9 protein-coding genes, 3 tRNA genes and 2 rRNA genes are annotated in these 15846 nt (G+C 56.6%); 5 read left to right on the top strand and 9 right to left on the bottom strand.

What is annotated here, in order from left to right:
• Positions 1 to 4 precede the first annotated feature (4 nt).
• The 5 genes from pth to putA all read left to right on the top strand — a co-directional run bounded on the left by pth (position 5) and on the right by putA (position 7466).
• Positions 5 to 571: an aminoacyl-tRNA hydrolase gene (pth, locus tag G3M63_RS07340; RefSeq protein ID WP_163984205.1), complete on the top strand. Its 567-nt coding sequence runs from the start codon at positions 5 to 7 to the stop codon at positions 569 to 571.
• 38 nt (positions 572 to 609) lie between these two features.
• Entirely contained in the window at positions 610 to 1710 is a 1101-nt protein-coding gene (gene ychF / locus G3M63_RS07335) for a redox-regulated ATPase YchF (protein ID WP_163982346.1), read from the top strand.
• Between the two features lie 180 nt (positions 1711 to 1890).
• On the top strand, positions 1891 to 2988 hold the full coding sequence (locus tag G3M63_RS07330; RefSeq protein ID WP_163982344.1) for a mechanosensitive ion channel family protein: 1098 nt from the start codon (positions 1891 to 1893) through the stop codon (positions 2986 to 2988).
• Between the two features lie 144 nt (positions 2989 to 3132).
• Positions 3133 to 3209 (top strand) — tRNA-Met (locus G3M63_RS07325).
• 282 nt (positions 3210 to 3491) lie between these two features.
• Positions 3492 to 7466, top strand: coding sequence for a trifunctional transcriptional regulator/proline dehydrogenase/L-glutamate gamma-semialdehyde dehydrogenase (gene putA / locus G3M63_RS07320; RefSeq protein ID WP_163982342.1), 3975 nt, complete (start codon positions 3492 to 3494; stop codon positions 7464 to 7466).
• Between the two features lie 24 nt (positions 7467 to 7490).
• Here the strand turns inward: putA and G3M63_RS07315 are convergent, their stop codons facing one another.
• From G3M63_RS07315 to G3M63_RS07275, 9 genes are all read right to left on the bottom strand, one after another.
• Positions 7491 to 8387: a DMT family transporter gene (locus G3M63_RS07315; protein ID WP_163982340.1), complete on the bottom strand. Its 897-nt coding sequence runs from the start codon at positions 8385 to 8387 to the stop codon at positions 7491 to 7493.
• Positions 8387 to 9022, bottom strand: a complete 636-nt coding sequence (can, locus tag G3M63_RS07310) for a carbonate dehydratase (protein WP_150301381.1) — start codon at positions 9020 to 9022, stop codon at positions 8387 to 8389. The genes G3M63_RS07315 and can overlap by 1 nt, the downstream gene beginning before the upstream one ends.
• A gap of 56 nt (positions 9023 to 9078) precedes the next feature.
• On the bottom strand, positions 9079 to 9531 hold the full coding sequence (rimI, locus tag G3M63_RS07305) for a ribosomal protein S18-alanine N-acetyltransferase (RefSeq protein ID WP_163982338.1): 453 nt from the start codon (positions 9529 to 9531) through the stop codon (positions 9079 to 9081).
• Positions 9524 to 10321, bottom strand: coding sequence for a hypothetical protein (locus tag G3M63_RS07300; protein ID WP_150301383.1), 798 nt, complete (start codon positions 10319 to 10321; stop codon positions 9524 to 9526). Before G3M63_RS07300 ends, rimI begins: the two co-directional genes overlap by 8 nt.
• Positions 10321 to 11865 (bottom strand): 2-isopropylmalate synthase, encoded by a 1545-nt coding sequence (locus tag G3M63_RS07295; protein WP_163982336.1) that lies wholly within the window; start codon positions 11863 to 11865, stop codon positions 10321 to 10323. The genes G3M63_RS07300 and G3M63_RS07295 overlap by 1 nt, the downstream gene beginning before the upstream one ends.
• 313 nt (positions 11866 to 12178) lie before the next feature.
• Positions 12179 to 12294, bottom strand: a 5S ribosomal RNA gene (rrf, locus tag G3M63_RS07290).
• Positions 12295 to 12445: 151 nt separating this feature from the next.
• Positions 12446 to 15335, bottom strand: a 23S ribosomal RNA gene (locus G3M63_RS07285).
• Between the two features lie 298 nt (positions 15336 to 15633).
• Positions 15634 to 15709, bottom strand: a tRNA-Ala gene (locus G3M63_RS07280).
• 26 nt (positions 15710 to 15735) lie between these two features.
• A tRNA-Ile gene (locus G3M63_RS07275) sits at positions 15736 to 15812 on the bottom strand.
• Between the last annotated feature and the right edge of the window lie 34 nt (positions 15813 to 15846).

Genomic DNA, 15846 nt, shown 5'->3' with positions numbered 1-15846 from the left:
GTTGATGGTCGGTCTGGGAAACCCTGGACCTGAATATGAACTGACCCGCCACAACGCCGGCGCCCTTTTTATTGAGCGTCTCGCGGACCGGCATAACGTAGCGCTGCGCCACGAGAGCAAGTTCTTCGGCCTGACCGGCCGCCTCAACCTGTCCGGTCAGGATGTTCGTCTGTTGATTCCCACCACCTTCATGAACCGCAGTGGCCAGGCTGTTGCCGCACTGGCCGGCTTCTATCGCATCGCTCCGGAAGAGATCCTGGTCGCTCATGATGAGCTGGACCTGCCCCCCGGCGTGGTTAAATGCAAACAGGGTGGCGGTCACGGCGGACACAACGGGCTACGCGACATTATCGCCAGCCTGGGCAACCAGAATACCTTCCACCGCCTGCGCCTGGGGATCGGACATCCTGGTCACAGTTCTCAGGTTACGGGATTCGTACTGGGCCGCGCGCCCCGCGCCGAGCAGGATCTGCTCGACGCCTGCATCGACGAAGCCGTACGTGAACTCCCCGGCATGCTAGCCGGTGACTGGACGGCGGTCATTCGCCGCCTCCACAGTTTCAAAGCCTGAATCATTTATCCGCCGCGAACGCGGCAGAGGACACCAGTATGGGTTTCAATTGCGGTATTGTCGGCTTGCCTAACGTAGGCAAATCCACCCTGTTCAATGCCTTGACCAAAGCCGGCATCGGCGCTGAAAACTTTCCCTTCTGCACCATCGAGCCGAACAGCGGCATCGTGCCCATGCCCGATCCGCGTCTGGACGCCCTGGCGGCCATCGTCAAGCCGCAAAAGGTTCTCGCTACCACCATGGAGTTCGTTGATATCGCCGGCCTGGTGGAGGGCGCGTCGAAGGGCGAAGGCCTGGGTAACCAGTTCCTGGCCAACATTCGCGAGACCGATGCCATTGCCCATGTGGTGCGCTGCTTTGAAGACGAGAATGTTATCCACGTTTCCAATACAGTCGACCCCAAGCGGGACATCGAAATCATCGATCTGGAGTTGATCTTTGCCGACCTCGACAGTTGCGAGAAGCAACTTCAGCGCGTCACCCGCAACGCCAAAGGCGGTGACAAGGAAGCCGTGGCACTGAAGGCCCTGGTCGAAAAGCTGATCCCGCACTTCTCCGAAGGCAAACCTGCGCGCTCGCTGCTGAAAGATCTGGCCGATGACGAAAAGAAACTGATCAAAAGTCTCCACCTACTCACCAGCAAACCCGTCATGTACATTGCCAACGTCGCCGAAGACGGCTTCGAAGGCAACCCCCTCCTCGATGTTGTACGCAGCATCGCCGAAGCGGAAGGCGCTCTGGTCGTACCGGTTTGCAACAAGATCGAAGCAGAGATCGCTGAACTCGATGATGGCGAAGAGAAGGACATGTTTCTCGAAGCGATCGGCATGGAAGAGCCCGGGTTGAATCGCGTGATCCGTGCCGGCTATGAATTGCTGAATCTGCAGACGTACTTCACCGCAGGCGTCAAGGAAGTGCGTGCCTGGACCGTAAAGGTGGGAGCCACCGCACCCCAGGCTGCCGCAGTCATTCATACGGATTTCGAAAAAGGCTTCATCCGCGCCGAAGTTATCGCGTATGACGACTTCATCAAGTACAACGGCGAGAACGGTGCCAAGGAAGCAGGCAAGTGGCGCCTGGAGGGCAAGGAATACATCGTCAAGGATGGCGACGTCATGCACTTTCGCTTCAACGTTTAAGCAAGAGCCTCTATGCAAAGCCGCCTCCGGGCGGCTTTTTTATGCCTGCGGCAAACACCTCTGGCCGCCCCGACTTTCCGGATCCACCCGCAGCGTCCGCGGCACAATTAAGGAACTAATCGGCGGCATGGCCGCCAGAACTCATGCTGTCTTGCCTAAGTATCCAGGGGAATCCAACGCATGAATTGGGACGTTTTTTGGAATAACGAACTTCTGTTCAATCTGGTCGTTCTGCTTTCCGTCACCATTGTCAGTTACCTTATTCTTTCCGCTGCGCTGCGGATTATCAGTAGCCGTCTCGATTCCCTGTCCAAGCGGAAACGTGCCAAGAGCTATTTCTTTGCTGCGCAGCTGTTACGCAACACCAGCCGCCTGCTGGTGCTCGCCTTTTCCCTACTGATCGGCTTGAAAGTGGTCGAGCTTTCCCCGCGCTGGGAAGATGCCATGTCCCACGGGTGGTTTATTGCCCTCGCCTTCCAGGTGGCGCTCTGGCTGGACATGGCAGTACGTCTCTGGACAGAAAGCCTGACCCGGGATGGCAAGGCACGCAACCCGGTAACCACCACGATCATCGGGATCATGATACGCATCGTCGTATGGACAATGATGCTGCTATCGATTCTGGCCAATCTCGGCGTCGACATCACGGCGATGGTTGCCAGTCTCGGGGTGGGGGGCATCGCTATCGCGCTCGCCGTGCAAACGTTGCTGAGCGATGTTTTCGCTTCCCTGTCGATCGGTATCGACAAACCCTTCGAGATCGGTGACTTCGTGGTATTCGGCGAGGTGGCAGGCAATATCGAGCACATCGGCCTGAAGACCACCCGCATTCGAAGCCTCAGCGGTGAGCAGATCGTTTGTGCCAATGCCGACCTTCTCTCGCAGACGCTGCATAACTACAAGCGCATGCAGACGCGCCGCATCGTGTTCCGTTTCGGGATCAGCTATCGCACCTCAGCCAGGGACGTCAGGGAAGTCGGCCAGATGGTGCGCCGCGTCATTACAGAGGTCGACAAAACCAAGTTCGACCGGGCGCATTTTTTCGCCTTCGACGACAGCCAGCTCACCTTCGAAGTGGTTCATATCGTCCAGACCGCCGATTACAACGAGTACATGGACATTCAGCAGGAGATCAATCTCGGCATCATGCAGGGCCTGGAATCCATGAACGTAGAGTTTGCTTTCCCGACGCGCAGCGTGGAGTTCATTGGCGGCAGCTTGCCCGATATCAACCTCCAGACTCCCCCACAGCAAACTGCAACCGAAGCTTCTGGTTAACATTGCTCTATTGACTGCAACCTGGCCGGCCGGAAGATCAACAATTCCGGTTGTGGCTGGGCTAAGCGGTTGAAAATTTAAGGAAACGACGCGCGCTGACTATTGACAATAATTACCCAGATGGGAATAATGCGCGCCTCGGATGGCTACATAGCTCAGTTGGTTAGAGCACAGCATTCATAATGCTGGGGTCCCTGGTTCAAGTCCAGGTGTAGCCACCAACCGTTTCAAGGGCTTAGCTTCGGCTAGGCCCTTTTTTATTGCGTTGACCGATCTTCTTTCCCCGAAGCCTTTTCAAGCCTGACATCCAATTCTCCCGCGCGATACGCACCGCACTCGTCATAGACCCACTGCGATCACCAAGGCGCGCTCATATCACTTTGCCCAGAAGCACACTTCTCATTCGTCCGATACCGGTTGCACCCGGTTGCACCTTTAGCTTAATTTGCGTTTTTGACCAATACTGACTGCTTGCCTGGAGTCGGTTAACGGAGCACAAGCGCATGGCCAACACCACACTCGGCGTAAAACTGGACGAAGCCACCCGTACCCGATTGAAAGACGCTGCTGCGCGCATCGATCGCACGCCGCACTGGCTCATCAAGCAGGCGATATTCAGCTACCTAGAAACCCTGGAACGTGGCGTGGAAATGCCCGAACTTGCTGCCCTGGCTCAGCGCATCGGTGCTGGCGACACCAGCGCTATCGATCAACTATCAGAACATTCCTTCCAGCCGTTTCTCGAGTTTGCCCAGAGCATTCTGCCGCAACCAGTACTCCGCGCAGCCATCACGGCAGCCTATCGCCGGCCAGAACCGGAAATTGTGCCGCTGTTACTGGAGCAGGCGCGCGTCCCGGAACAGCTTGCCAAATCCAGCCACGAACTGGCCTACCGGCTCGCCGAGCAGCTCCGCGCACGCAAAGGTGCCAGCGGCCGAGCCGGACTGGTGCAAGGGCTGCTCCAGGAATTCTCGTTATCTTCCCAGGAAGGCGTAGCGCTGATGTGCCTGGCCGAGGCGCTGTTGCGCATTCCGGACAAGGGTACCCGCGACGCGCTGATTCGCGACAAGATCAGCAACGGCAATTGGCAGCAGCATCTGGGAAACAGCCCATCGATGTTTGTCAACGCTGCGTCCTGGGGGCTGCTGGTCACCGGCAGACTGGTGTCGACACATAACGAAGCAGGCATGACCCGCTCACTCAATCGCATCATCGGCAAGAGCGGTGAACCAGTCATCCGCAAGGCCGTGGATATGGCCATGCGGATGATGGGCGAACAGTTCGTGACCGGCGAAACCATCGGCGAGGCGCTAGCCAACGCATCCAGACTGGAAACACAGGGGTTCCGCTACTCTTACGACATGCTCGGCGAAGCGGCGATGACTGACGAGGACGCCCGCGCCTATATGACCTCCTACGAGCAGGCCATCCACGCCATCGGCAAAGCCTCAAATGGCCGCGGCATCTACGAGGGGCCGGGCATTTCCATCAAGCTATCCGCCCTGCATCCGCGCTACAGCCGCGCACAGTATGACCTGGTCATCGACGAACTCTATCCTCGACTACTGGAGCTGGTCCGCCTGGGACGCCATTACGACATAGGCATCAATATTGACGCCGAGGAAGCCGACCGCCTGGAGCTTTCCCTCGATCTACTCGAGCGGCTGTGTTTCGACCCCGACCTTCGCGGATGGAACGGGATCGGTTTCGTCATCCAGGCTTATCAGAAACGTTGTCCCTATGTGATCGATTTCCTGATCGACCTCGCACGCCGCAGCGCCCACCGCCTGATGATCCGTCTGGTCAAAGGCGCCTATTGGGACAGCGAGATCAAGTTCGCTCAGCTTGAGGGGCTTGAGGGTTATCCGGTGTTCACCCGCAAAATGTACACCGACATTTCATATATAGCCTGCGCCCGTAAATTGCTGGCGGCACCGGACGCGGTATATCCACAGTTTGCCACCCACAATGCGCATTCGCTGGCGACCATCTACCATCTGGCTGGACAGAATTATTACCCCGGGCAATACGAGTTCCAGTGTCTGCACGGCATGGGCGAACCGCTTTACGACCAGGTGGTCGGCAAGACTGCTGAGGGCAAACTGAATCGTCCGTGCCGCATCTACGCCCCCGTAGGCACCCACGAAACATTGCTCGCATATCTTGTGCGCCGGCTTCTCGAGAATGGTGCCAATACGTCCTTTGTCAATCGCATTGCTGATCGCTCAGTGTCCATCAGTGAACTGGTCGAGGATCCTATCGTTACTGTGCAACAGTCCGCAGTCAGTGAAGGGACACTGGGGCTTCCGCATCCGCGTATTCCGTTGCCGCGCGACCTGTACGGGAAAGGACGCGCCAATTCCAGCGGGATAGACCTGTCCAATGAGCAGCGCCTCGCCTCGCTGTCCAGCGCGCTTCTGGCCAGCACCCAGCAACAGTGGCGCGCCCAGCCCATGCTTGGCTGCCCTGTCGCCGAGGGGAAATGGGAGGACGTGCGCAATCCGGCAGATCTGCGCGACTGCGTGGGCCAGGTACGCAACGCGACCGAGCAGGAGGCACGCGATGCGCTGCAGGCCGCCGAGATCGCAGCGCCTATCTGGCAAGCAACCCCCCCGACGGAACGTGCCGCTATCCTCGAGCGAGCCGCTGATGTGATGGAGTCGCACATCGAGCCTCTGCTCGGCCTGCTGGCCCGCGAAGCCGGTAAAACCTTTTCCAACGGTATTGCCGAAGTTCGCGAGGCAGTCGACTTCCTGCGCTTCTATGCGCGGCAAGCCCGTGAGGACTTCAACAACGACACTCACCGTCCACTGGGTACGGTGCTGTGCATCAGCCCCTGGAACTTCCCGCTGGCAATCTTTACCGGTCAGGTGGTGGCTGCACTGGCCGCCGGTAATACGGTAATAGCCAAACCGGCTGAGCAGACCTCGCTTGTCGCCGCTCAGGCTATCCAGTTCCTGCTCCAGGCCGGCGTACCCGAAGGGGCAGTCCAGCTGCTTCCAGGCGATGGCGCGGCACTGGGTAACGTGCTGGTAAGCGACGAGCGCATCAAAGGCGTGATGTTTACCGGCTCAACCGAAGTCGCAAGCGTCATCTCGCAAAATCTGGCCGGTCGACTGGATGCACAGGGACGCCCGATTCCCTTGATAGCTGAAACGGGCGGCCAGAACGCCATGATTGTCGATTCGTCCGCCCTGACCGAACAGGTCGTAGCCGACGTGGTCGATTCGGCCTTTGATAGCGCAGGCCAGCGCTGTTCGGCGCTGCGCGTATTGTGCGTACAGGACGACGTAGCTGAACGTCTGCTGCGCATGCTCGAAGGCACCTTCGCCGGCTATAGTGTCGGCGACCCGGGGAACCTCGCTACTGATGTAGGCCCTGTGATCGATGCTGAAGCCAGGATCACAATCGAGCGCCATATCAACGAGATGCGTGAAAAGGGCCGTCGCGTCGTACAGGCGGGCCGGCATGAGCCCGATGCTTTGAGCCGGGGAACCTTTGTACTTCCGACCTTGATCGAAATCGAGAATCTGGATGAGCTCCAACGCGAGGTATTCGGCCCGGTATTACACGTGCTCCGCTATCGCCGCGAAGACCTTTCGAACCTCCTGGATCAGATCAATCACACCGGTTACGGACTGACGCTCGGAGTACACACGCGCATAGATGAGACCATCGAGCAGGTGGTGAACAAAGCGCGTGTCGGCAACCTCTACGTCAACCGCAATATCGTCGGCGCCGTGGTGGGCGTGCAGCCCTTCGGTGGCGAAGGACTATCCGGCACCGGCCCCAAGGCCGGCGGCCCGCTGTATATGTATCGATTGTTATCGAGCTGCCCTGCCCAGGGCGCAGCACCAACCTTCGAGCGCATGGGTAGCGAAGGCGAAACCGAAGCACGCATGCGTGAACGCCTGGCCGCGCGCATAGACCTTCCGGCACAAGCGCTTCGGGCCTGGGCTAGCGAACAGAACAACTCCGAATTGGTTGACGCCTGCGACGCCTTTGCGTCTCTGTCGCAGAGTGGTTTGACACGCGTATTGCCGGGCCCGACGGGCGAGCGCAATACCTATACGATACTGCCGCGTGAACGCGTATTGTGCCTGGCTGACGACCAGCAGGACCGCCTGATTCAATTGGCTGCGCTGCTTGCTGTCGGTTGTACCTCAATCTGGCCGGAGGACCAAACCAGCCGGGATCTGCTTGCATGTCTCCCCGCTCCGGTACAGGCAAGGATCGAGAGCACAACGAACTGGGAGGACGATAGCGTTGAGTTCGAAGCTGTCTTGCACCATGGCGACTCCGATCAGCTTCGCGAGCTGTGCAAACTACTGGCGCAACGCAGCGGACCCATCATCGGTGTGAGCGGATACGCGCCGGGGGACCGGCAGATAGCGCTCGAACGCCTGTACATCGAACGCTCGCTCAGCATTAACACTGCTGCGGCCGGGGGCAACGCGAGCCTGATGAGTATCAGTTGAAAGACAGATAATCGGCCGGTCTAGCTATCTGGCGTGCCCCGGTCGAGTGGCCAGAACCAGACCAAGGAAGGTCAGCGCTCCGCCAGCAAAATGAAACCACTGCAACTGCTCGCCCAGGATCAGCATACCGAGTAAGGCCGCAAATACGGGCATCAGATAACTGAACAACGAGGCGGTGGCTGGCCCCAGCACTCGAACGCCGTTATTCCAGGCCCAGTAAGCGAGCAGAGAGGCGAAAACTGCGGTATAGCCCACCGCGCCCACAGCCTGGATCGTCAGGGGCATTCCACCCGTCGTACTGTATTCCCACAAATAGAACGGCAGCAAGAGTGGCACGCCGCAAATAAGCAGAGCAGCCAACTGAATCAGTCCGGGCATCGGTAGCATCCAATGCCGTAATAACACCGAATACAGACCCCAGCATAAGACCGCCACAACCATGATCAGGTCGCCCCGATTAAATGCCAGAGACAGCAGCCGCTCGGGTTGTCCGTTGCCGAGAATGACCAGCAGACCAAGGAAGGACAACAGCGTACCAAGCAGCGTCAGCACGCTGGGCCAGATCCGCAACAACAATACGGACCAGATAAACGCGGCGACGGGCAAGCCGGTGTTCACCAGGGTCAGGTTGATCGCCGTGGTGCTTTGTGCGGCCTGGTAAAGCAAGGTGTTATAGGAGGAGATGCTCAGTGTCGCGAGCACTACGACATGCTTCCATCGCGTGAGCAACACCTCGCGGTGCTGCCATAGCCCACGAACAGTAAAAGGCAGCAGTAGTGCCAGAGCGGTGGTCCAACGCCAGAACGACAAGCCTATGGGCGGTAGCTCACCTGCGGTTGCCCTGGCTACCAGTGCATTTCCAGCCCAGGCCAGAGTGCAGATCACCAGGCCGGCTACCGCCCAGGATCGCTCGTTTCGCATTAGGGTGGGCTGAGGCGGTATTGCTCGGGTATCTGCTCCGGCCCCGTCACGGTCACGTCGAGGTTTTTCAGATGGCCATTCTTGATTCCGTAAATGAAACCGTGAACGGCCAACGGCTGACCGCGGTGCCAGGCGTTCTGAACAATGCTGGTATGACTGGCGTTGGCCACTTGACGAATTACGTTCATTTCACACATGCGGTCCAGGCGAGTCTCTTCGTCTTCAATCAGACGCAGCCGTTCGCGTTGCTCGAAATACAGGTCGCGAATGGTTCTTAGCCAGCCGTCACTCAGGCCCAACTGTGTGTTGCTCATCGCCGCCTTGACGCCGCCACAGCCATAGTGACCGGTGACGATGATGTGTTTGATCTTGAGTACATCCACGGCGAACTGCATTACGGAAAGACAGTTCAGATCCGTATGCAGCACGACGTTGGCAATGTTGCGATGAACAAATAATTCCCCCGGAAGCAAACCAACGATCTCATTGGCGGGCACGCGGGAATCTGCGCAGCCTATCCAGAGAAACTCGGGCGCCTGCTGGCCCGCCAGCTTGGTAAAAAACTCCGGATCCTCCAGTTTGATGGCTTCGGCCCATTCACGGTTGTTCTGGAACAGTTGCGTGAGGTCGTGCATGCATTTACCTGTTGTAATTGATATGACTCATGAAGCGACCGGCCCCGGCGAAACGCTTAATCCAGCAACGAGAATGCCATGACCAAAGCATCTTCCTGGCCCTGTGCTGCCGGGTAATAACCACGTCGACGCCCAATCTCATTGAAGCCAAAGTTCTCATACAAGCGAATCGCCGAAATGTTGGATTCCCTGACTTCAAGGAAAGCCACTTCTGCGTCCCGGTATTTGGCGCGCTCCATTAGCTGCTCCAGCATTCTCAGGCCATAGCCCCGGCCCTGGCAGTCGGGCCGCACTGTCAGGTTCAGCAGGTGCGACTCCTGAGCGGCTGCCGACAACACGCCGTGACCTACCTGCGTATTGCCCTCGAACGAAACCCAGCATTCATAACCGGAGCGAATACAATCAAGGAAGATACCGCGCGTCCAGGGGTGCGAAAAAGCAGAACATTCGATATCGAGTACTGTATCGACGTCACTCTCACCCATCGGGCGAAAATACAAATCAGACATTCACTGGCGTCCAATGCGACTTTATGCGTTTAAGAAAATGCCAGAGCCGGCGCTTCGCCTCAGGCTCGGCCATCAGATCCTCCAGCGAGGGCACAAACCATGCGGGGGGAAGCTGCTCAATCGACTCGATCCGACCGGCGAGGGCTGCGATGGACTCAGCATCGGGATCGCTGAGTAATATGGTGTGGGCTCCAAAACAGCCGATAGAGCCGATCTGTTGAGACTCCAGGCGTGCTTGCATGAACGCCTGTAGCCCCTGGCTGGCCGCCACTGCACTGTTATCAAGCTGACGATTCCGGGTCAGTGGCCAATGAAAGTCAGCGTAAAGCCTGGCTGGTGTCGGCAACTGCGCCGCGCGCAGAATTTCATTGAGCAACCGGAACGTAGCAGAGGAGCTTTCCAATCCAGGTTCCTCCGTTTCAATCAGCAACGCACAAGAGCCTGCCAACCAAAGCTGCATGTAAAAAGGGCGCACAGGTACTGCTGGGGCAGTTGGCTCGACAGGTGCAGCCACGGATTCAGTTGTCTCAACTACCGGGGTTTTGGCTGCACCACCGGGGCGCGGCACGGGAATAGGCACCCGCTTCCTGACAGGTTGCGCCTCTACCTCGGGACTGACGACGTCTGAAATGACCTTTGCCGATGCTTCTATGCGCTCGGGCGTAGCCTGCGCCGGAGGAAAAGGAATATCGGCGGCGGCGCGTTGCGCTGCGTTAGGCAGCACATCGCGGGGCACCCAGTTGGCTACCCCCATGGCCTCCAGATAGGACAGTCGGGTTTGCTCAAGCATTAAACGCCTGCCGCTTGCGGGTGCGCCTTGAGCGCACCCGCCTGAATCAGGTTAAGAGCATTGATATAGGCTTTGGCCGAGGCGACCACAATATCGGTATCAGCGCCATTGCCATTGACGATACGGCCGGCTCGTTCCAGCCTGACCGTCACTTCACCCTGAGAATCAGTGCCTTGAGTAATGGCATTGACCGAATACAGCTGCAACATCGCGTTAGACTGAACAATTTTCTCGATCGCCTTGAATGCAGCATCCACTGGGCCAGAGCCCTCCGATTGCGCCTCACGATCTGCCCCATCAACATTCACTGTTACCTGGGCTATGGGTGTCTCCCCGGTGCGCGACGCGACGTCAAGAGAGACCAGCTTGATGTCCTCGACTGCTTCGGTGAGCGTGTCCGAGACCAGCGCTTGCAGATCTTCATCAAAGATCTCGTGCTTCTTGTCTGCTAACTCTTTGAAGCGGCTAAAGGCAGCGTTCAGCTCAGCTTCGCCTGGCAGCCGAATGCCCAGCTCATCCAGACGACTGCGGAACGCGTTACGCCCCGAGAGCTTTCCGAGCGACAAGCGATTGGTATGCCAACCAACTGACTGAGCGCTCATGATCTCATAGGTTTCCCTATGCTTGATCACACCGTCCTGATGGATACCCGACTCGTGGGCGAACGCGTTGGCACCGACAATTGCCTTGTTCGGCTGCACCGGAAAACCGGTGATCCCGGAGACAAGACGTGAGGCGCTGAGAATGTTTTCGGTCACGATACCGGCATGCACACCGAGAATGTCCTGGCGCGTCTTGATCGCCATGACGATTTCTTCAAGTGCGGCATTACCTGCCCGCTCACCAAGGCCATTGATCGTACATTCCACCTGTCTGGCACCCGCACATACCGCCGCAAGTGAGTTGGCCACTGCCAGGCCCAGGTCATTATGACAATGCACGGAAAAGATAGCCTGATCGGAATTGGGGACCCGCTCGATGATCTGGCGAATCGTCTCGCCAAACTGGTGAGGGATGGAATACCCAACGGTGTCCGGGATATTGATGGTACGCGCGCCGGCATTGATAGCCGCTTCGATAATCCTGCACAGGAAGTCGATTTCCGAGCGGCCGGCATCTTCGCAGGAAAACTCAACGTCGGCGCAGAGATTACGGGCATGCTTGACAGCGTGCACTGCCTGCTCAAGCACCTGGTTCGGCTCCAGGCGCAGCTTGTGTTGCATATGTATCGGGCTGGTCGCGATAAAAGTATGGATGCGACCTGCGTTAGCGCCTCCGAGAGCCTCGGCTGCGCGCTCGATATCCGCTTCCACCGCACGAGCGAGACTGCAAACAGTGCTGTCCTTGATGTTATCGGCGATGGCCTTGACCGCTTCGAAGTCGCCGGGACTGGCGATCGCGAAGCCGGCTTCGATTACATCGACCTTAAGCTTTTCCAGCGCCTTGGCGATCCGCAGCTTTTCCTCACCCGTCATCGACGCGCCGGGGCTCTGCTCACCGTCACGAAGAGTCGTGTCGAAGATAATAACGCGATCCTGGTCCATCGCAGTCTCCTCAGTATCAAGCCCGGCGCAATGGTGGGCGCACAATGGAAATATCCAGGCAGTATACCGCATAGGAGAGTGAGAGCGCCGAGTTGCACCGTCGCTGAGTAACTTGATAGACGGTAGGAAAAGACTACAAGGAGACTCGTAAAACCGACGCAATCAAGACCATAGGAAGAGCCCCGTTAGCAGCTGAAGCCTGGATGGGCACCTCCACGCTTCGGTATGTCCTCCCAGCTGCCCGAAGCTATTTCCCAGGCGCATAAAAGAACACCCCGACCTGTCTCCAGATCGGGGTGTTCTCGGTATAAGCGCTTGACGATGACCTACTCTCACATGGGGAGACCCCACACTACCATCGGCGATGCATCGTTTCACTTCTGAGTTCGGGATGGGATCAGGTGGTTCCAATGCTCTATGGTCGTCAAGCAATTCGTTGCTGTGCGTTTTTTAGTCCACACGGCGTAAAGGGTTGGGAGCGTGATAGAAGCTCAGACAAGGTGGCAACTGTGATCTCTGCAGTTCCAGACTGTCGTTCAATCGGTGTCTTGTATAACACCGTAAATTGCTTGGGTGTTATATGGTCAAGCCACACGGGCAATTAGTACTGGTTAGCTCAACGCCTTGCAACGCTTACACACCCAGCCTATCAACGTCGTAGTCTTCGACGGCCCTTCAGGGGAGTCAAGCTCCCGGTGAGATCTCATCTTGAGGCAAGTTTCCCGCTTAGATGCTTTCAGCGGTTATCTTTTCCGAACGTAGCTACCCGGCAATGCCACTGGCGTGACAACCGGAACACCAGAGGTTCGTCCACTCCGGTCCTCTCGTACTAGGAGCAGCCCCTCTCAAATCTCAAACGTCCACGGCAGATAGGGACCGAACTGTCTCACGACGTTCTAAACCCAGCTCGCGTACCACTTTAAATGGCGAACAGCCATACCCTTGGGACCGGCTTCAGCCCCAGGATGTGATGAGCCGACATCGAGGTGCCAAACACCGCCGTCGATATGAACTCTTGGGCGGTATCAGCCTGTTATCCCCGGAGTACCTTTTATCCGTTGAGCGATGGCCCTTCCATACAGAACCACCGGATCACTAAGACCTACTTTCGTACCTGCTCGACGTGTTGGTCTCGCAGTCAAGCGCGCTTTTGCCTTTATACTCTACGCACGATTTCCGACCGTGCTGAGCGCACCTTCGTACTCCTCCGTTACTCTTTGGGAGGAGACCGCCCCAGTCAAACTACCCACCATACACTGTCCTCGATCCGGATAACGGACCAGAGTTAGAACCTCAAAGTTGCCAGGGTGGTATTTCAAGGTTGGCTCCACGCGAACTAGCGTCCACGCTTCAAAGCCTCCCACCTATCCTACACAAGCAAATTCAAAGTCCAGTGCAAAGCTATAGTAAAGGTTCACGGGGTCTTTCCGTCTAGCCGCGGATACACTGCATCTTCACAGCGATTTCAATTTCACTGAGTCTCGGGTGGAGACAGCGCCGCCATCATTACGCCATTCGTGCAGGTCGGAACTTACCCGACAAGGAATTTCGCTACCTTAGGACCGTTATAGTTACGGCCGCCGTTTACCGGGGCTTCGATCAAGAGCTTCGCCGAAGCTAACCCCATCAATTAACCTTCCGGCACCGGGCAGGCGTCACACCCTATACGTCCACTTTCGTGTTTGCAGAGTGCTGTGTTTTTAATAAACAGTTGCAGCGGCCTGGTATCTTCGACCAGCCAGAGCTTACGGAGTAAATCCTTCACCCTAGCCGGCGCACCTTCTCCCGAAGTTACGGTGCCATTTTGCCTAGTTCCTTCACCCGAGTTCTCTCAAGCGCCTTGGTATTCTCTACCTGACCACCTGTGTCGGTTTGGGGTACGATTCCTAGTTACCTGAAGCTTAGAGGCTTTTCCTGGAAGCATGGCATCAACCACTTCGCGTTCTAAAAGAACACTCGTCATCGGTTCTCGGCCTTAGGATCCCGGATTTACCTAAGATCCCAGCCTACCGCCTTAAACAAGGACAACCAACGCCTTGCTGGCCTAGCCTTCTCCGTCCCCCCATCGCAGTAACTAGAAGTACGGGAATATTAACCCGTTTCCCATCGACTACGCCTTTCGGCCTCGCCTTAGGGGTCGACTCACCCTGCGTCGATTAACGTTGCGCAGGAACCCTTGGTCTTCCGGCGTGGGAGTTTTTCACTCCCATTGTCGTTACTCATGTCAGCATTCGCACTTCTGATACCTCCAGCCAACTTCTCAATTGACCTTCACAGGCTTACAGAACGCTCCTCTACCGCTCATCTTACGATGAACCCGTAGCTTCGGTGTATGGTTTGAGCCCCGTTACATCTTCCGCGCAGGCCGACTCGACTAGTGAGCTATTACGCTTTCTTTAAAGGATGGCTGCTTCTAAGCCAACCTCCTAGCTGTCTAAGCCTTCCCACATCGTTTCCCACTTAACCATAACTTTGGGACCTTAGCTGACGGTCTGGGTTGTTTCCCTTTTCACGACGGACGTTAGCACCCGCCGTGTGTCTCCCGTGCTGACACTCACTGGTATTCGGAGTTTGCATGGGGTTGGTAAGTCGGGATGACCCCCTAGCCCAAACAGTGCTCTACCCCCAGTGGTGATACACGAGGCGCTACCTAAATAGCTTTCGAGGAGAACCAGCTATCTCCGAGCTTGATTAGCCTTTCACTCCTATCCACAAGTCATCCGCTAACTTTTCAACGGTAGTCGGTTCGGTCCTCCAGTGCCTGTTACGGCACCTTCAACCTGCCCATGGATAGATCGCCCGGTTTCGGGTCTATACCCTGCGACTAAACGCCCTATTAAGACTCGGTTTCCCTACGCCTCCCCTATACGGTTAAGCTTGCCACAGAATATAAGTCGCTGACCCATTATACAAAAGGTACGCAGTCACGGAACAAGTCCGCTCCCACTGCTTGTACGCATACGGTTTCAGGTTCTATTTCACTCCCCTCACAGGGGTTCTTTTCGCCTTTCCCTCACGGTACTGGTTCACTATCGGTCAGTCAGGAGTATTTAGCCTTGGAGGATGGTCCCCCCATGTTCAGACAACGTTTCACGTGCGCCGTCCTACTCGATTTCACAGCTAAGAGCCTTTCGTGTACGGGGCTATCACCCACTACGGCCGCCATTTCCAGGGCGTTCCACTAAACTCTAAACTGCTTAAGGGCTGCTCCCCGTTCGCTCGCCACTACTTGGGGAATCTCGGTTGATTTCTTTTCCTCGGGGTACTTAGATGTTTCAGTTCCCCCGGTTCGCCTCACACACCTATGTATTCAGTGTGTGATACCTGGCTTATGCCAAGTGGGTTTCCCCATTCAGAAATGTCCGGATCATAGCTTGTTTGCCAGCTCCCCGAACCTTATCGCAGGCTACAACGTCTTTCATCGCCTCTGACTGCCAAGGCATCCACCGTATGCGCTTATTCACTTGACCATATAACCCCAAACAATCTTGCTGTTGCCAGCGCGACCGATCGAAGTCACATGTTATATCGACATGATTTCACGACAATCCGGAACTTGCGTTGAGATTACAAGTTACCTTAGCCATAACCCTGTGCAGTGAAACACAGTGCTATGTCTTGTCTTACTTCTATCACTTTCCCAAATTTTTAAAGAGCGGCTGGTTATTAAAGACCAGACATCAATGATCCACCCATCGGTGATCATTCATGTATGAACTCTAGGTCCAGCTAAGGCGTTGTCATTGCGTTCGGTACGTCGGTCTGTCTTGGTGGAGCCAAGCGGGATCGAACCGCTGACCTCCTGCGTGCAAGGCAGGCGCTCTCCCAGCTGAGCTATGGCCCCTTTAAGAACCGTCGCACCTCGACAATTGGTGGGTCTGGGCAGATTCGAACTGCCGACCTCACCCTTATCAGGGGTGCGCTCTAACCAACTGAGCTACAGACCCAATTATCTCGGGTACCTTGCAGCACAAAGCGCTG

This window comes from Pseudomonas sp. OIL-1 (genome assembly GCF_010669185.1).
Classification (GTDB): domain Bacteria; phylum Pseudomonadota; class Gammaproteobacteria; order Pseudomonadales; family Pseudomonadaceae; genus Halopseudomonas; species Halopseudomonas profundi.
Note: the sequence above shows the minus strand (reverse complement) of the source record. Positions and strands in the feature narration are given on the sequence as shown.